This window comes from Candidatus Lokiarchaeum ossiferum (assembly GCA_025839675.1).
GTDB classification, from domain to species: Archaea; Asgardarchaeota; Lokiarchaeia; order Sigyniarchaeales; family Promethearchaeaceae; genus Lokiarchaeum; species Lokiarchaeum ossiferum.
Window position 1 is genome coordinate 5,305,821 of record CP104013.1, and the last position, 18,321, is coordinate 5,324,141.

Annotated in this window: 19 protein-coding genes; 7 read left to right on the plus strand and 12 right to left on the minus strand. The window is 32.6% G+C overall.

Going from position 1 to position 18,321, the window contains the following annotated elements:
• Nucleotides 1–172 precede the first annotated feature (172 nt).
• Together NEF87_RS22560 and NEF87_RS22565 are read left to right on the plus strand one after the other, a co-directional pair.
• The gene (locus NEF87_RS22560) at nt 173–2,746 is read left to right on the plus strand and encodes a tetratricopeptide repeat protein (RefSeq protein WP_457917608.1); all 2,574 of its coding nucleotides are present in this window, start codon (nt 173–175) and stop codon (nt 2,744–2,746) included.
• Nucleotides 2,747–2,935: 189 nt separating this feature from the next.
• Nucleotides 2,936–4,162: a CheR family methyltransferase gene (locus NEF87_RS22565; RefSeq protein WP_457917609.1), complete on the plus strand. Its 1,227-nt coding sequence runs from the start codon at nt 2,936–2,938 to the stop codon at nt 4,160–4,162.
• A gap of 26 nt (nt 4,163–4,188) precedes the next feature.
• Here NEF87_RS22565 and NEF87_RS22570 read toward each other — a convergent pair whose 3' ends face one another.
• The 4 genes from NEF87_RS22570 to trxA form a co-directional block, all read right to left on the minus strand.
• Nucleotides 4,189–5,103: an ADP-ribosylation factor-like protein gene (locus NEF87_RS22570; protein WP_457917610.1), complete on the minus strand. Its 915-nt coding sequence runs from the start codon at nt 5,101–5,103 to the stop codon at nt 4,189–4,191.
• A gap of 72 nt (nt 5,104–5,175) precedes the next feature.
• Complete coding sequence (locus NEF87_RS22575; protein WP_457917611.1) at nt 5,176–6,081, minus strand: ADP-ribosylation factor-like protein; 906 nt, start codon at nt 6,079–6,081, stop codon at nt 5,176–5,178.
• Between the two features lie 58 nt (nt 6,082–6,139).
• Nucleotides 6,140–6,556, minus strand: a complete 417-nt coding sequence (locus NEF87_RS22580; RefSeq protein ID WP_371803776.1) for a hypothetical protein — start codon at nt 6,554–6,556, stop codon at nt 6,140–6,142.
• 71 nt (nt 6,557–6,627) lie between these two features.
• Nucleotides 6,628–7,047, minus strand: coding sequence for a thioredoxin (gene trxA / locus NEF87_RS22585; RefSeq protein ID WP_371803777.1), 420 nt, complete (start codon nt 7,045–7,047; stop codon nt 6,628–6,630).
• A gap of 383 nt (nt 7,048–7,430) precedes the next feature.
• Between trxA and NEF87_RS22590 the strand changes: the two genes are divergently transcribed.
• Nucleotides 7,431–7,607 carry a hypothetical protein gene (locus tag NEF87_RS22590; RefSeq protein WP_371803778.1) on the plus strand — a complete coding sequence of 59 codons (177 nt, stop codon included), beginning with the start codon at nt 7,431–7,433 and terminating at the stop codon, nt 7,605–7,607.
• Nucleotides 7,608–7,806: 199 nt separating this feature from the next.
• On the opposite strand, the gene NEF87_RS22595 is transcribed toward NEF87_RS22590, so the two are convergent.
• Nucleotides 7,807–8,235 carry a nuclear transport factor 2 family protein gene (locus NEF87_RS22595; protein ID WP_457917612.1) on the minus strand — a complete coding sequence of 143 codons (429 nt, stop codon included), beginning with the start codon at nt 8,233–8,235 and terminating at the stop codon, nt 7,807–7,809.
• Between the two features lie 148 nt (nt 8,236–8,383).
• Between NEF87_RS22595 and NEF87_RS22600 the strand changes: the two genes are divergently transcribed.
• The 4 genes from NEF87_RS22600 (at nt 8,384) to NEF87_RS22615 (ending at nt 11,888) form a co-directional block, all read left to right on the plus strand.
• Nucleotides 8,384–9,226, plus strand: coding sequence for a tetratricopeptide repeat protein (locus NEF87_RS22600; RefSeq protein WP_371803780.1), 843 nt, complete (start codon nt 8,384–8,386; stop codon nt 9,224–9,226).
• A 153-nt stretch (nt 9,227–9,379) separates the two neighbouring features.
• Nucleotides 9,380–10,855, plus strand: a complete 1,476-nt coding sequence (locus NEF87_RS22605) for a phosphotransferase family protein (RefSeq protein ID WP_457917613.1) — start codon at nt 9,380–9,382, stop codon at nt 10,853–10,855.
• A gap of 61 nt (nt 10,856–10,916) precedes the next feature.
• On the plus strand, nt 10,917–11,363 hold the full coding sequence (locus NEF87_RS22610) for a hypothetical protein (protein WP_457917614.1): 447 nt from the start codon (nt 10,917–10,919) through the stop codon (nt 11,361–11,363).
• A 90-nt stretch (nt 11,364–11,453) separates the two neighbouring features.
• Nucleotides 11,454–11,888, plus strand: a complete 435-nt coding sequence (locus NEF87_RS22615; RefSeq protein WP_371803783.1) for a hypothetical protein — start codon at nt 11,454–11,456, stop codon at nt 11,886–11,888.
• Nucleotides 11,889–11,923: 35 nt separating this feature from the next.
• Here NEF87_RS22615 and tpiA read toward each other — a convergent pair whose 3' ends face one another.
• From tpiA to NEF87_RS22650, 7 genes are all read right to left on the minus strand, one after another.
• Nucleotides 11,924–12,724 (minus strand): triose-phosphate isomerase, encoded by an 801-nt coding sequence (gene tpiA / locus NEF87_RS22620; RefSeq protein WP_457917615.1) that lies wholly within the window; start codon nt 12,722–12,724, stop codon nt 11,924–11,926.
• Between the two features lie 334 nt (nt 12,725–13,058).
• On the minus strand, nt 13,059–13,805 hold the full coding sequence (locus NEF87_RS22625) for an ECF transporter S component (protein ID WP_457917616.1): 747 nt from the start codon (nt 13,803–13,805) through the stop codon (nt 13,059–13,061).
• A gap of 118 nt (nt 13,806–13,923) precedes the next feature.
• On the minus strand, nt 13,924–14,406 hold the full coding sequence (locus NEF87_RS22630) for a hypothetical protein (protein WP_457917617.1): 483 nt from the start codon (nt 14,404–14,406) through the stop codon (nt 13,924–13,926).
• Between the two features lie 210 nt (nt 14,407–14,616).
• Complete coding sequence (locus tag NEF87_RS22635; RefSeq protein WP_457917618.1) at nt 14,617–15,183, minus strand: hypothetical protein; 567 nt, start codon at nt 15,181–15,183, stop codon at nt 14,617–14,619.
• A gap of 120 nt (nt 15,184–15,303) precedes the next feature.
• Nucleotides 15,304–15,939: a GNAT family N-acetyltransferase gene (locus NEF87_RS22640; RefSeq protein WP_457917619.1), complete on the minus strand. Its 636-nt coding sequence runs from the start codon at nt 15,937–15,939 to the stop codon at nt 15,304–15,306.
• Between the two features lie 356 nt (nt 15,940–16,295).
• Complete coding sequence (gene asnS, locus NEF87_RS22645; RefSeq protein WP_457917620.1) at nt 16,296–17,591, minus strand: asparagine--tRNA ligase; 1,296 nt, start codon at nt 17,589–17,591, stop codon at nt 16,296–16,298.
• Between the two features lie 216 nt (nt 17,592–17,807).
• The gene (locus NEF87_RS22650) at nt 17,808–18,269 is read right to left on the minus strand and encodes a hypothetical protein (protein ID WP_371803790.1); all 462 of its coding nucleotides are present in this window, start codon (nt 18,267–18,269) and stop codon (nt 17,808–17,810) included.
• Between the last annotated feature and the right edge of the window lie 52 nt (nt 18,270–18,321).

Sequence of the window (18,321 nt, forward strand, 5' to 3'; positions counted from 1 at the left end):
GGTAAAAATTAATTTCTTGTAGAATGCATTTTTGACTGAATTATTGAAATTTTCTTTATCCTTCCTCATGATATGTTTTATTCCCCTTTATTTTTAAAGGAATTATATTGTGCTATATCACCAATATTATTGGTGGGACAAGATTTTTTTACCCATAAACGATCATCCCCGTATGAATATAAAAACCTTAGAAATGCTCAAACAAGGAAAAGCGGTTTTTTTCATTGGTGCGGGTATTTCTATGATTCCTCCTTCCTGTCTACCAAGTTGGTGGCAAATCAATCATATTATTTTGGATGCTTTGGAAAGTGAAGCCTCCAGTCTTATTCCACAGGAAACAAATATCGTTAAATTGATTAAAAAACGGGAAGAAGATGGGAAACTTCCTCCCGAATATGTTGCAGAAATCATAACAAATCGTATTGGGGATTCATACTTTGAAGTTTTACAGGGGTTAGAAGGAGAATCTCCTAATGAAGCTCATTTGTGGTTAGCAGTTTTGGCAAAAGCAGGATTGTTACCTGCAATTATTACTACCAATTTCGATACTCTAGTTGAGCGAGCCTTTGATGCCGTAGGTGTCCCGCTGGAAGTTATCGTTGATCCTAATGAGTATCTCGATGTTCCTAAACTCCTTGAAAATCATAATCCGAAAACTTCCCCTTGTCTTTTGCTTAAATTGCATGGAACTGCCACACGACCGAAGACATGCATTGATACATTGGCTCAAAGAAAACGTGGATTACATCCAAATATTAATCAAGCTTTAAATTGTCTTGGACAATCCAAATTTTGGATCTTTTTAGGGTATTCAGGTAGTGATTTAGAAGCCGATCCTGGTTATTTGGGCATACGAAAACGTATAAAGGATTCTCCAGGTTTTGCATGGTTACATCTCCCAAATCAAGAGCCATTATCAGTTGTTTCGGATTTAGCAACTGCGTATGGTGAAGATCGAGGTATTATTGATGTAGGAATATTACCACAATGGTTTAATACATGTTCTACACTTCTTCCACCAAGGATCGTTGTACCACAGTTCATTTCATATACAAATGAAGAAATTAAACAAATTAAATCACAAAAATTAAACCGTGTAGTTGAATGTGCACGATCTTGGGCTTCCGATCGAAGTAATTCTACTTGTGCAATCTTGCTTTCTGATATTGGAAATAACGCAGGACTTTACGATATTTCCCACCAATTAATTCAATCTATTTTATCCAATTCAAATATTGTTGATATCGATGGATTCAATTCGGGGATACTTCACTCGCAATTAGGTGAAATTGAGAAATTCCATGGAAATTATGAAATTGCCCTAGAGAATTATCAAAAGGCAGCTGATCATTTTAAGTCTTGTAATCATACCGATGGATATATTACGAGCTTAGGTGAAATTGCTCTCATTCAAGCAAATTTTGGGGAATTTGATAAAGCCATTGCAGTTACCAAAAATAATTTGAAGTACAACCAAGATCTTTCTGATAATGAAGGAATAATTCATGCTTACTTAAATTTGGGAAGTCTTTACCGAGAGAATGATAATTTCGACTTGGCAAAAAATGTCTACTTACAAGCAATTAAATTTGCTGGACTACATGGTTTAGAGGTTTTACGGGCCAATGGATTACTTGGGTTAGGTCAAGTTGAAGATATTCTCTCAGAAGTTGACGCTGCTGAAGAAAAATTTCAAGAAGCTTATAACATATATTCACGATTGGGTGATGATGCTTTTGTTTCTGAATCGTTAAGATCTCTTGCTGGTATTTATTCTCGAAGAGGCGATTTGGTTCGTGCATTAAATTATCTATCCAACGCTTTACAAAAAGCAGATATGACTGGAAATAAATCACGTTATGTTCGGGCGCAAAAGGATATCGCAGATATATTATTACAACAAGGCAAAAATAATGAAGCTCTTACACAACTCAAAAAAGCGAGCCAGACTGCTGAAGAACTCAACAATATTTCCCTTTTAATTACGCTTTGGCAAAGCATCGGTAATATCTATCAAAACCAAGGAGAACTCGATTTAGCTCATGAAATCTTTTCAAAATCATTAGAAAAAGCAAAACGATTTGGATTAAAAGTCAAGATTGCAGGTCTGGAAAACAATCTCGGTATTATATCTGAACAGAAGGGTAATATCGATCACGCTTTGGAATATTATTGTCGAGCCAATGCTGCTTTCCATGAGACACATCAAGTTGAATCTCGAGCGGGAACTTTGGGGAATATTGGTAATATATTTTTGAGAAAGGGTGATTATAACAAAGCATCGGAGAAATATCGTGAATCTCTTCGAATATTTGAACAATTAAATAATGTGGATGGAATAATTCGAACTCAGTACAATCTCGCTAATGCAAAGTATTACACTGGAGAAGTTCAAGCCTCCCAAATTTATTTTGAAAAGGCTATCAAATCTGCTGAAAAATATCAGCAGATTAATCTACGAGATACTTTCCAAATGAACTATGCAAGTGTATTATTTGGCCTTGAGAATTTTGATGATGCGATTAGGATGTATTCTCAAGTGAGTAATTCTTTCTCAGCACGAGAAGATTACTATCAAGCTGGTTTGGCAAGTTATTATTGTGGATTGGCTTTTATCAAAATGCAATCAAGAGATGATGCTATATACTTTCTTGAACTGGCAATCAATTCTTGGAACAAGTTAGATACTATGCCAGAACAGAAATCTGAAATTGAAAATATCCTTCTTTCATTAAATTCTACATAATTCATTTAAGATGTCTTAATCTCTCTTAAATCTCTTTTTTCCCTAGTTTCTCGGCCAATAATCTACTCAAAAGTTGAAAAGATCCAATTATTGTCATTGGAATAATTATTAAAAAGAATCGGTCACAATATCGTTAACTTACCCTTAAGGGTATAACCTTCATTCTTGCAATTGGGATATAGCGAGATAATGAATAATCATCAACACCCTAATACACAAAACGAATTGTCAAAAATGGAAAAAGATCAATCATATGGGATATTTCGCCATATTGATGAGATGAATCTTTTTTTCTCTTTTCCAAAAAACAGTTCTTGGCATCTCCAGCAAATTAAACAATTTTTAACAGAACAAGGCGTATGTTTTGAAAAAGTTCGAGATCGCTATTTCCAAAAACGGGTCTATCGACGTATAAAGTGGTTGGAGAAAAAAGATTGCGAAAAATATTATTCCTTTCTGCGAAAAAGTGAAGAAGAGATAAATTGGTTCAAAGGAACCATTTCTGATCATATTCTTGCCATTTCTGAAGTAAAAAATATACCTAAAGCCTTCCAAAAATCTCTGGAAAATGATAGAAATAACTTTAATCTTCTCCTAGTTTTGTTTAAATCTGCCGGGTTAGATTTAGATAATTATCGTGAACATTATCTCCAACATCGGGTTTTAAATCGAATATCAAAATTGAAGATGTCTAATTTATCTGCCTATATTTCCTATGTTAAAACACATCCTGAAGAAATCCATAATTTCGTGGGTAGTTTAGCCATTAATACAACCAAATTCTTCCGAAATAAGTCTGTCTGGGTGTATCTCGAATCCCAATTATTTCCCTTTTTGAATATCCAATCTCAAAATGAAACAAAGTCGCTGACAAATAAGTCTATCCGAATTCTCTCGGCACCTTGTAGTTCGGGGGAAGAACCCTATTCGATCGCGATGATTCATGAAAAATTATGTAGCAAAGGTATAGTTCATCGTCCCCTCGAAATAGTCGCACTTGATATTGATATTGATGCAATAAACAAAGCTCAGACTGCTTTCTATGGAAGGAGTTCAATAAATCATTTGGATCCATATTATACTTCCCAGTTTTTTCATTTTGAAAGTTTACATCCAAAAACCAAAGAAAAACTCTTTGGTTTGTCTTCTGAGATTACAAGAAAAGTGAAGTTTTTCAATTACAATTTATTTGAATCATTAGAACGTTTTGGGAAATTTGATGTGATTTTTTGCCGTAATTTCTTAATTTATATTTCAAAAGAAAGAGAATTTGATGTTTTGAAACATTTAATTTCGGTATTGAATCCGGGCGGATTTCTAAATATTGGAAAATCTGAAACTATAGATCTGTCCTTGGATTTTGGACTTAAGATCAAAGATATTGCTTCAAATACGTTTCAAACGCTAAAATTATAGAAAAAAGGGTTAAATTTCGTTTTATTTTAGAAATAGAGCATGATTTTTTGAACTTCTTCTTTCAATGCTGTGGTTTTTGCTAAAATCTCTTCTGGATTGGTGGTAGTAACATTATTATATCCAATACTTAAGAAGAATTTTCGCTTGCTATGTGTAAAACGTGAGATTTGGATTGAAGTTGGCCCTGTTTGTAATGAAAAATCCGCCATATTCAATTCCACTTTTTTAGACTCAAAGCTAGAAAATAATTCTGGTGCGACATTCTTCATCATTTCTTGGTCTACACTGGAAGCAAAATAAGACCCAATCTCGACGAAATTTTCAGAATATATTATGATAAAGTCAATATTTTCTTGGAAATTATTTTTTTCCACAAATTCTGAGAATATCACGCCAAAATTATCCATTAAAATCGAATTTCCCATTAATGCTTTCGATAATGCGTGAATGACTGAGATTGGATTGAATATGGAAGTATGGAAAATATCGGCTTCAAGAGGTTTCGCCATCTCAACGAATTTTTGCCCTACTGTTTCAGCAAGCCTCATTGTATCTGCATCAAGTTCCATTCCTGGATCCAGCTTGTTAATCACAATATTGATTTTCGCTTCAGGACTATATTCAAGAATGGCTACTCTCACTGCTTGGAAATAATTAATTGCATCATTAAAAGAACTTTGATCTTGAATATCAATGACATAAAAACATTCATCAATATCAGAAAAATTTATCTCAGCTTTTTTTATGTGCTTCTGGCGAAGTTTAGATTGGCCTCCAAGATCCCAAATGACGATTTCCTTATCAAGAAAGTTGATCTTTGTTCTCTCTATTCCTTTTGTGGGTTTAAGTTTACTTAGGGCTTTAAATTCGCGCTGAAATGTTTTTACAATGCTTGTTTTGCCGGAGTTATCTATTCCTATAATGGGTATTTTGATTGCCATGTTTATCTGCCATTTATATCAAGTAATACTATCTTAAATATTTTTTTTGAATATGAAAAAAAGAGAATCTTATTAGAAATAGTTCATTAACTTCTTAATATCTTCCAAAAGATTAAACGAGTCCATTATTAGAGGTGATGCATCAAGAATTTTGGTAGAATCGTAGCCAAAAGTGAAATAAAATGGTTCTTCTCCTATTTCAAATGCAATCATATATAATGTGATTTCTTTTACTTGAAGTGATATTTGCGACAAATTTAATTGTTTTTCTGTAAAAGTTTTAAATATTTCATGGGAAATATCTCGCATTTGTTGCTGATTAATTGCAGGATTGAAATAGTTTCCAATTTCCATCAGATTTTTTGTAAAAATCATTATAAAATCACAACCATTTCCTTTGTTAATAAATTCCATGAATAATATTTGAAAATTATCATAAAGTGTTGTATTCTGGAAAATTGGCTTGGAAAATGCGCGTATAACATTTATTGGGTTGAAAATTGATGTCTTTGCAATTCTAATATTTAATGGTTGACTGAGTTCCAGAAATTTTTTTTGAAGGGTTTCATACATCTTGATATGATCTTCACTGGCTTCAAAACCTGGATCAAATTTATTTATCAGCAAATTGATGGTAGCATCTGGAGAGTATTCCAAAATTGATTCTTTAATATCCCCAAAAAATGTCATTGATTCCGTCATTGCATCTTGATCTTGAAAATCAATAACAAAGAACAATTCTTCAATGCCGGAAAAATAGGTTTCTGCCTTCTTTTTATAGGATTCGCGATATTTTTCTTGACCACCAAAATCCCAAACGACAATATCTGAATCAAGGAATTTTAGCTTGGAACGTTCAATTCCCTTGGTGGGTTTAATGGCTTTTTCCAAGGTTTTAAATTCTCTTCGCAGAGTAAGGATTAAACTTGTTTTTCCTCCTCCCGCAATTCCTAAAATTGGTAACTTTCGAATAGGCATTATTATAACTTTAATTTTAAACTTTTTAAAGCTTAAAAGTAATCATTTTGTTCAAAAACTACTTTTGAAGAGTTGAGAAATATTCCGAAATTGTGGTATTCCATCTTGATAAAATAGACTCAATTTTGGAAGTAAGTTCTTTTGAACTTAAAGGTGAATATATGTAGAGATAGCCTTTATTTGTTTTTGGTGATATATCTTCTCGATTATTCAAAGTACATCGTTCTTTGAATTCTGTCAAGGTCACCGATTTTCGCTCCACTAATCCCTTTTTCATTAAAACTTTAAGGTTTTTCTGGATTATTGAACGTTCGCTATCCATAACGTCAACTAAGTTTAAGATACAAGTTCCACTATTTTCCATTTCAACGATATTCATGAAACATTCTAATTGCTTCTTGCTTAAATTAAAAACGTGGCGTATGATATTTCCAACAAGAATCGATTTATCTGGTAATATAGAAGAAACTGTCATAAGAACTCAATATATTCATTGGTTGAAAAAATAAAATATTTGATATTATAAAAAAACTATAGGTGAAGAAATTATTTCGTGTTTTTTTTTATTACAGTGTCAATTATGCTCGCAAATTGAGCTTTTGGCGCCATTCCGACTTGTCGATGTACTAATTTCTTATTTTTGATAAATAATGTGGTTGGGATACCAGACACTTGGAACTGCTGTGCAATTTGTCCTAAATCATCAACATTTAATTTTGCGAAGATTACACCTTTCGATTTAAATTCCTTTTGAAGTGCCTCAAAAGCTGGTGCAAATGCTTTACAAGGTCCACACCAAGCTGCCCAAAAATCTACAATTATTATATTATCAATATAATCGTTAACTATTTCATTAAAATGGTCAACTGAACTTATATTGACCACGCTATCAGGGAGTTGTTTTGTTGTCATCATTTCTATCATCTTTTTTCGTCGTATTAATTCTAACTCTTTGTCTTGTGACATTTTTTTCACGTAAGTATTATCGAATGGTTGTGCATTTTTTTTTCCATTCTATATTAGTATAAACGATCCATATATTTAAAGGTTGTGCAAAAAAAAAACCTTACTTTCATATTTATTTCTATTTTGCCTAGAATGGAGATTGTTTACATTGGAATCTTTTGACCCTTTTTTTCCGAATATTTCGAATGGAACAACTTAAATTAGTCAAATATTTAGATCAAATAGATCTATATGGAATTTACCGACACAGGTAATTAACCATGGAAATAACAGAAGAAGCATGTGAATTTGTTTCTGAGCAATCAAGCATAATGCAAGATCCGGTAATAGTCGTGTTTGAACGAACTTATCGAGGTTGATGCGGTGAAACAAAAGTAATTAATGTGGCTCCTGCTGATCGAGAAAAAGTGATAAGCCCAGAAAACTATATTGAGAAGAGTATCCCAGAGTGTAAATTTCCTATATTCTTTGAATCGAATTTGCACCATTTATATGATTCTGCCAAAATTGATGTTGTTGGATGGTCTGCTTTTAGAAGATTGGCATTGACCCAAAATTGAACATCAAATTCTTCAGAATGAAGTGTATCCATAAACTCTTGGGGATACATGGACACCTATTAGCGAATAGGGGAAGAAAATGGATCAATATTTTTTTTCTAGATATCTTACCAATCTTTCTCATTCCACAGCATTTTTTAATAATTGGTGAAATCTATAAGATATGTCTCCCAATTTTAAATTTGTTTTTAAAAATCGACTATTTTAACCCTTTTCGTGCTTTTCTTTGAATTATTTTAATTAATCTTTTTGAGATGGGATCTTTAGCTACAATATCAGCAAAATCTAAGGGATTGAAAAAGATCTTAAGAATTTTCAATTTGTTTTCTTCAAAAATAAGTGTCTCTGCTTGATGGGATCTAATTATCTGGCCATTTTTCAATTTTACTATGGCGTAGAATTCCTCATAGAACACATTACCTTCGGAAATAATTACTACAGGTTCGAAATCAAGTTGTGGTGTCTTTTCAAATAACCATTTGAGCCATTGTTGTGCACCCTCTTTTCCTTTCAATGGAACATTGAGGGTGGTTATTTCACAATTTTCATGGAAAAATTTTAATATACTCGGAATATTGCGTTCAGTTAAAGCTTTATCGAAATTTTCTGCAATTGTTTTGATATCCACATCAATTATTTAACTAAAATAATATTTAAGTCCATATCAAATAATAAAATAAAACTTTTTTTAATCGAAAACTTAACATTTTTTCCTTCCTTTCATTAATCTATCGCTTCAAAATCGGAAGCATAAAGTGATTTCTGGACTGAATTATATGACCCCCTCACCCCAAACAAAGGAAGAATGCCGCAAAATTTTCGAAAAAGGGCTTTCAATTTATAGTAAAAAGGACTATACTTCTGCATTACCTTATTTTAAAAAAATGGACCATCGAGAATTTGAAGTTCTGAAATATTATCATCTCGGGTTAACTTACATTCAATTAGGTCAATTTGAAAATGGTTTAACTCATTATCGAAAAATTCATGAGATTCCTCCTTCTGTTGAAGGAATAGAATACGATAGAATTATGTATAGTTTGTATATCAATATGGGATCAACTCTCCAAGTGCTCGCTCGAAGGAAACAAAAACCAGAATTATTTGAAGAGGCGATTACTTGCTATACTTATGCTTTACAAATCAAAGATTTTGATCCTCGAGTATGGAATAATTTAGGAAACGCGTATCTTGATATGAATAAATTCCAAGATGCCATTAGATGTTTTAATAAAGCGATTAAATTAGATGATGAATTTCCTGAAGCCTACTATTCTCTTTCCTTAGTTTACGAATCCATGAAGATGTATGAGAAAGCTGTGGAAGTATTAAAAAAAGGGTTGCGATGGAAGGCACGAAATAAAACATATTTGAATCGAATCGCGGGCTTAACCTTTGGGTTGGGAAATTTCCAAGAAGCTAAAGAATATGCTAAACGGGCAGTGGATGTAAAACCCGATGATCTTACTGCAAATAAAAATCTCTCATTAATTTTATATAATCTTGGTGAATATGAAGAAGCATTCACATATTATCAGAAATTGTTATTGATTAATCCCGAATTCAAAGAGCCAGAAGTCGAAGGAATTTTTGAGGATCTTAAAAAAAAGATTTCATAAACAGAATAAAATATCAAATGCTAATTTTAGTTTCAAAAAAAACATCTCTTTTTTTTCCAAAATGGACCAATTTCCTCTATTAATCCACTTTTCACATGATCAAAACAAGAACGCAAGATAATCTTTTTAGGTTTGCCATCTAAAATAGACTAAATGGATCGACTTGATATTCGTGATTGTAAAGCTGTGGAAGAAAAGTTAAATTTACATTTTGATTCAAAAATCAACAGCAAAATTCTTTTAAATAAAGGAGAAAATTTTGGATCCATTTCAGATGTTAAAGTTACGGATTATAATGGTGCCAGTGTTGTATATAATTTCGAATTTAATTATATAACAAAAGATTTGGAAGGTGGGTCTCGCCGTTTTATTTTAAATTTATACTTAGCGGATGACGAAGACCAATTATTTTTGCAGGATCAAATGAATGTAGAAGAAATCATCAAACTAGATATCTATGAATTAAAGAAATTTCATTTTGAAAATAATCCTTCGGCTTTGGGTTTCAAATTTATGCTATTAGAATCTATTCCGAATCAAGATCCAATTGCCAATATTCGAAAAAATCTGAATTTGAAAAATCCTCAAGCAGTTAAACAACGAATTGAAAAATATCTATCCAAATGGCGCTATCTCCATAAACGCGGTCAAAAGATGTTAAAACGCAAGGAAAAATATGTTTGTGTCCATGAAGTAAAGGAATTGGCCTTTGGTTTAAACAACATTGTTTATAATCTTACTTTAAAATATACAACTCCTGATGAAAACGAGCATCTAAGAGAATATATCTTGCGTGTTTATCCAAATAATCGAAATCTAATAAAACCGACTAATGAGGCCCAACGATATCATAATCTTAGACGTATTGATATCCCTAAAGCAAATCTCTATATTTTTGAGAAATCTCTTAAGCCTCTCGGACACCGTTTTTTAATTTTAGATAAATTGCAAGGAACTCCTATCTTAGAAACTATTAGATCCTTTAATCAAGATCAATTGGATAGTTTTATGGCAGATTTAGCCATGTATCTTGGAACGTTGCACTCCCATAGATCCAAAAAATATGATTCTTATTATGTTAATGAGTCGATCACCAAAAAATTGCCCTTTGAACGATATATAATGTTGGAAATTAAAAATACTTTGAAAAATTTCCAAAAAATGGGATTAGATAAAGAGTTGGATGTTGATACACTCTATTTTTATAAATGGTTTCGAGGTCATCGACCATTGCTTAGATTGGATGCATTTTCTCTGGTTCATGGCGATATTCGACCAAGCAATATTATTGTACAAGATGACAAAATTTCTGGATTAATAGATTGGGAAATGAGTTGTTATTCAGATCCGGCTCAAGATATTGGGTGGTCATTGTTTTTCTTCAAATTATATGAAAATATGAAAAAACCCCGTGGTTTATTCTTTTCAGAATATTGGAAAGTCTGTGGAGACTACAATGTTGAAGCGCGGGTTCGGTTCTATGAAATCTATGCGGCAGTAAAATTGTATATTTATACACGGCATACAGAAGATAAACAACCAGAAAAATATGCTAAAAATATCGATTTTTTTACACGTGTCAAAAACTTAGTACCCAAGTACATTGACAGCGTGACTCATCGAGATTAGCCTTCTTTTTCAATATACTATTTTCCAAAATGTTTAAACTCATGAAACATTGAATTTTTTTGTGTCGTCAAGTGATCCTCAATTTTCGGATTTTACCTTTACTGAATTACTTAATTTTGTTTCCACCATTAGCCGCACTAAAAAACAATCTTCCCTCGGGGTGTGGAAGGATGGGCATGGTTTAGAATCAATGGACCATTTGGAAGCTAATGTGGATCAAATTCTTGAAGAATTGACAACCCGTGTCAAAAAAGTTTGGTCCTTAGAGCGAATTCAATCTAATTTTGCCAGAGCGGGTTTAAATTTACCCAATGAAATTCTTAACATCTTTAATATAACATCTTCTGAGTTGAATCGATTATTATACAAGTTTCCTCCTGCAATTGGGGCTGAGAACGTCAATGGTGTAGATGAAATCTGGCTGGTTATTAATAACATGAAATATTTGATGAAATCTGATGGTAAAATTTTTGTTTCAGAAATGCCCCGCAAAGAATTTTTTTCATAACTTCAAGTTGCAAAGTTTTTCCCGTTTTTACCACGAATTTCGGTATAAAAACATATAAATGGTCAGAAAATCAGTTATAATTGACAAGAAATGTATTTTGACGATGAGGATAATCCATTCAAGAAATTTCAATTTGAAGAACTTGTAGAAATGGTTCGCACAATTTCGAGAACTAAAACTCAATCTCGCGAAGGAGTGTGGAAAGATGGGCACGGTCTTCAATCCATTGATCATTTAGAAGCTCATGTGGATGATATCCTTGATGAACTCGCCCGAAGAATTCGAGCAAATTTTACCATAGATCGGATCCAACGAAATTTTCGTTATAATAAACTTAATCTACCCACAGAATTTCTAAATCTCTACAATTTAACTGCTGCCCAATTGAATTTCATGATATATAAAGATAAAAATTCTATAGGGGCAATTTTAACAGATGGTAAGGAAGAAATTTTTATTAAACATGGGCCTGTGCGTTATGTCATGAATACTGAAGGAAATATCGCCGTGATAAAAGAAAATTAATTAAAATTAAAGAAAAAAAGAAAAACGGATCTTTTTTATTGATAAAGTTTAGTAGCGGCTTCAATTATTGGTTTGAATTTAGCTGCTGAAAGAGACGCCCCTCCAATTAAGCCTCCATCAATGTCATTAATGGAAAGCAATCCTTCACAATTACTATCTTTCATTGATCCCCCATACTGGATGGGAATCGTATTTCCGATTTCATTGCCAAATGTATCGATCAGCCATTTTCGGATAAATTTATGGATTGAATCTGCTTCGTCGGGGGTTGCAGTTTTGATTTCTGTGTCCGGGTTTAAAAATTTATTATTTATTGCCCAAACTGGCTCATAAGCGATAACAATATTCTTCATTTGTTCTGGGGAAACATCAGCTAACGATTCTTCAAGTTGCTTTTGGTTGACGGCTTCGGTTTGGCCATCTGCTTTTTCCTTAGCTGTTTCTCCAATACATAATACTGGTTTTAATCCTTTTTCTAACGCTTTTTTGACTTTTTGGTTAATATATGCATTATCTTCTCCAAAAATTCTTCTTCGTTCACTATGTCCTAAAAGAACATACTCGCAGCCACAATCCAAAAGAGAGTCTGCCGAAATTTCCCCGGTAAAAGCACCTTGATCCCGAAAATACATGTTTTGACCTGCTAATTTTAACTTGGTTCCTTTAATTGCTTGACCCACAGCAAATAATGCATGATAGGAAGGAGCCACAAAAACATCCACTCCATTCATGTCAATTTCTTCAAGTGCAGTTGCAATTTCTTTTGCTACGGAAACTGCTTCATCCACTTTCACAATCTGCATTTTCCAATTTCCACCGATTACAAATTTTCTCATGAGATAACCCTATTTTTATATTTATTTGAAAGAACTTAAATGAACCTCTGTTTGGGGTGCCTTAAATTTTTCGTCCAAAAACCCGAAAAAAAAGTGGAAACAATATGATAGTTCAATTTGTTTTTATGAACAAGTATTAATGGAATATTCCTAACTCCCTTACTTTAACTCATTTCAGAAAATAGTTTTAGAATTTATTCATCCTTTTCTAAATGTTTACCACCAGAAGATCACTTGAACTCATTGGCAGAGTTGTGTAAAGCTTTTAAATGAGATAATTGGATAGCAAGGTTGATTTTTTAATAATAAAGTAAAAGAAAAAATATAAAAGAATTCAATTGCCTGGAATAAATGGTTCAATGAAAGGTGTGAGTGAAATAGCAATAATCATACCTGCAATAACTTGTAAAAAGTTGAATGGTAATTCAAACAACGCACCTGCTATTCCATATGTGAAATATTGAACTGTAAAATATGTTGCTATCATGACCAATCCCCCTGGAATTATTGCAATTATTTTAGCTCCTATCATTTTATTGAGAAACAAGCTGAGAACTATAATTGTTAAGCCAATCCCTGCACCTATAATGTACCAGAAAGTTGTTGATAATAAATGTGAAAATAAACTGGATCCAATATAACCAATTAGAAGACTTGTTATAATGCTGAAAATTGCAATGATAATTTTTATTAATTTATCAGAAAATTGTTGTTTTTTCAAAAATTGATAAATTAATCCTACTATTAATCCTTCTAATCCTTTAGCAATGAATGTATAAGGTGCATAGTATGCATAATTCAAGAAAACATCTGCCATCGCGGACCCGACTCCTCCAGCGAAACCTCCAATAATTGGTCCAAATAAAATGGCTGAAATAAATACCATCAATTCACCAAAATTGAACATTCCTTCCGTCAAAGGTATTGGAATTGCCAGAATCATTGTAGAAACAGTTGTTAATGCTGTCATAATACTGCACAAGGCAATCTGAAGAGTAAGGGGCATTTTTTTGCCTGTATTTACTGATCGATTTTGCAAAGCATTTGTATGCTCCACATTAGATTGTTGAGAAACTTCCATCGTGAAAACCTACTTATATCAAGTTGAGACTTGAATAGTCATATTATTTAAAGAAATTATACTATAAAAAGATATCAAGTTGTAACTTTAGTAAAAACAGAGATTTAAAAAAAAATAACTATAACGAAATTCCAAAGATCTTTCCACATTTTTTAACGTAATCCATAAATGAATATAATTGTTCAACTCGTTCTTCTGGAGTATAAAAATTATAGGATTCGTCCATGTTCTCCATCTCTAAATCACGCAATCGATGATAAGTATTTCCTGAGGGATCGATTACAAATAAAAATCTTCCATTGCGCATGTCCATGATTTCCACTTCGCTTTTCGAGCTATTTTTTGGATTAAATTTAAGATCCATAAGTAAAATGCGTTTTAGATATTTTCTTTCCAGATCGGTGCATAATTTTGTGAAATAATAAATTCCTACACTATCCTTAGCTTTGAGAAGAGCGTAAAATTGTGTTAAAACATATTTCATACTTTCCATTCTTTCCCGTTTCGCAGCTCGAGATTCCATTTTACTGAGAATCCATGCCAAAATAACACCTTCAAAAATAATTAGCGCCAGATCCCAACCCATTTGATCAATTTCCATATTTTTCACCTGTATAATGAATCATTACACTTATGTAATACTCAGAAATGTTTTTATTTAAACAAATTTTTTTTAAAATGCCTTGATTGATAAGAAAAAGACTTAAATAGAAGAATATCGACAAGTTTTGTGGTATTTTAATCGATAAAAAAATCATGAAAGAGTTTATGTTCTCAATTCAAAAATTTAAATTTGGCCCATTCCATAACACTACAAACTGAATAAGATTGCTTCTACAATTAGAGATGCACAAATCACTCCAATATTCATCCATAACAAGATAAAACCGCATTTTTTTATGTTTTTCATCTTTCTAAGTCTGTTTTTTGGGATATGATCAAGATCCAGAGTGTGAAAACCATAAGGCGCTTGAATACAATCCCATAAGTTGAAAAAACTGCTAATTATAATACAAGAACATATAATAAACCAAGTTATTCTTAAGAAATTGGGTGTATCCATTACAAATGCCACAAATACTAAAAAATAAAGGCTTGCCATATTTAAAATATAAATAAGCCCAAAAACATATCTACAAACAGCAAATATGAACAAATATATTTTGCTTACTGGTTTATAGTAAATTGCTCCAATCCAGCCAATACCCGATATGCAGGTTATAATAGTAATTAGTAGACTGAAATTACTTACAATTGGATTAATTGCGAAATTGCTTATTATCGAAAAGATAAGATTCTGTAAAAAAACAATTACTCTATACCAGTTATGCATTTTTTTCCATTTTTTCAAACTCATGTCTTTTTGGAGAACTTCCATACGAATACAATAGAATGATTCCTTTATAATTCTTTATTCCTTAATATAGAGTAGGTTTCTCATAGAATAGAATTGATTAAAAAGTCATTAGAAAAAATAATTTCAATTCAAAAATTTAATCTATTGAATTTCCTTTCTACCTGGATGAACCATTTCCCACATTGGGAGATTATAGGTTGGAATGGTTATTTTTTTGACAACTTTAAATCCTAATTTTTCATAAAATCGGACGTTACGTTCCGATTCAGTTTCCAAATATAATGGAACTTTAGGGGGGAGATTTTCAATAAATTTTTGCATAAACTTTGATCCAATTCCTTGTCCTTGACGATCTGATGCAATTCCTAAGACATAGAGGTAGTAATAAGGTGCTTCAATATTTTTTCTTCGGTCTTTGGTAATTTGGGAGAATGTTTTACTCATCCGCCCTGCAATTTTTCCACCAAGTTTCATGGCAATTGGAATAGATCCACTTCGCATCATTCGCCATATTTTCATTTCTACTTTGGATGAATCAAGCCACACTGCGATACCTTCAAGTTCGGAAGATGGAGCATAAATCATTCCATATTTTAATGCATACTTTAATGGTACTCCAAACAATACCGAAAACTTCTCGGGAGCATCAAATAATATTTCTTTCCATATAGGATCATCCCGAAAAGCTTCCCCCAAAATTTTACACGCTCGGTCAAAATCTGAAGATTTCACGCGGTAGAATTCCTTAATTTCTGGTAGTTCAATATGAGTGGTCATGATCAGAGATAAGATTTTGTACATTAAAAAGAATTACAAAAAAGAATTAATCGAAGTGTTATTCATCGACTAATCTATATCAAAACATTCGTGTTCGTGACCTTTTTCAACATTCAAGTGAACATGAAGATTGTCTCTACCTAAAATCTTTATATTGTTTAAGTTGTGGCATTCATCATCTAGAATTGGATGTGAATGGATAATCGGCTCTTTTTTTTTTTCTCGTTTGAAGAAGTTTCTCATAATATATTAGGAAAAATTGGACTAAATAAGCATCAGTGATTCATAAAATAAGGTAAAACCTTGATATGGATTATTATAATAAGAGAGTTTGAAAAAAAAATTGTTTTTATGAATTAAGGTGTGTTTCGATTCATAACTCGGGGATAAGCAATTGTATCTCGAATGTGGTCTAAATTGCATACCCAGCGCATCATACGTTCGATTCCCATTCCAAACCCGGAGTGTTGGACACTTCCATATCGTCGGAGATCGAGATACCATTCATAATCGGCAATTTTAGATCCATCTCGTTTTAAATTGTCAATAATCACATTAATATCTTCTTCCCGTTGACTTGATCCAATTAATTCTCCATAACCTTCGGGTGCTAAGAGATCATTCGCTTCTGCATATTTTCCATCTAAAGTTTTCATGTAGAAGGCCTTAATTTTCCGTGGGAAATGGGTGACATGGACAGGTGATTTCAGATCTTCGGTTAATGCCCGTTCATGATGGGTTCCAAAATCTTCTCCCCATGGAATTTCGACTCCTTTCTTGTTTATAATATCAATGGCTTCATCATAATGGATTCGATCAAAAGGGCCTTCAATATTTAACAAATCTTGAGGATCTCTACCGAGAGCTTTCAATGCTTTTGGTTCATCTTGAGCAACTTTATGGATCATTGCACATACTAAACCATCTTCAAATTTTATTATTCCATTTAAATCCAAAAACGCCGCTTCTGCTTCTAAATGCCAATATTCTGCAAGATGTCGGTTTGTTCTTGACTTTTCTGCTCGAAAACTTGGAGTTAAGGAGTAGACATTTTGATGGGCAAAGATTAATGTCTCTAAATATAATTGAGCAGATTGGGATAGAAACGCCTTTTTCCCGAAATAATTCAACTCAAAAAGGGTGCTTCCTCCTTCACATGAACTTCCTGTAATGATAGGGGGGGTCATTTCTACATATCCTTGTTGATCGAAGTATTCTCGAGCACCCTGCAATAATTTTGCTTTTACTCGGAAACTATGAGTTAATTTTTGACTTCGAACCCAAAGATGACGGTAATCTAAAAGAAAGGAATCACTCTGATCTTTTTGAATTGGAAATGTTTCTGCCATCTGAATAATAGTAAAGTTTTCAATTTGCATTTCATAACCATTTGGAGCGCGATTATCCTCTTTAATATTCCCTTCAATAATTACTGAGGATTCATATTTTACCTCACATAACATATTGAATAATTCTTCACTAAGTTGGTCTTTTTTTCCGGTGCATTGCAGTGTCTCAGTACCATCTCGTAGCACAATAAAGGCCATTTTTTTACTGTTACGCTGACGATACACCCATCCACGGATTTTGACTCTTTTTCCCACGAAATCGGGAGAAAGAACCTCTTGAATATAGTGATAATCTTTTTCCATTTTCATCACGCTTAGTCCACATAGTTTAAACTCAAATTTTAATTTAATGATTGCTTTCCTCAAAGCCGAAGTAATAAATTGCCCTAAGATATTTTAAAAGACTGATCAATATGATATTGAACAAAAAGTTGAAAAATTTATAGTTCCCCCTGATTTCGATTTACCTTCTACCCACTGATCTAACCCCTCAAATGGATTGGAAGGGACTTGATTCCTTTAATTTTCATGATGGGAAAAGATGTTCCGTTTAAAATCGATAACACGATTAAATGACCGGAAATATACAAAAATTATTCCAAACATGTCAATAATTGGAAGGATTATCAAAACCGTACTCACGATGAAGAGGATTGTGCCCGGATCACTTACCATCATTAGAATAAATCCTACAAATAAAATGATCGTATTTCCAAATAAACCAATGAATCGCCACTTGTTTTTTGAGGAAAAATTTTGTTCAGCATTCTCAATTTTTGTTTTTTCATCCATGGTTAAAGCTTCATAATCCTTTTTACAGAATCCGTGATAATCGCATGAAGGGCAAAGACTTTTTTCGCAAACAATGCATTTCTCTAAAGGGTTTTCTGTGAAAATCTCTTTTGAGCATACATCGCAAATTTGCTTCACAATAAAATGGGAGTTAATATAGTCCGGATTTCCAAAATAGTCAAGCGCCATACATTCTATTTAGATCAATTCTTCCTAAAAAAGATATTGATGTGAGGAGAGT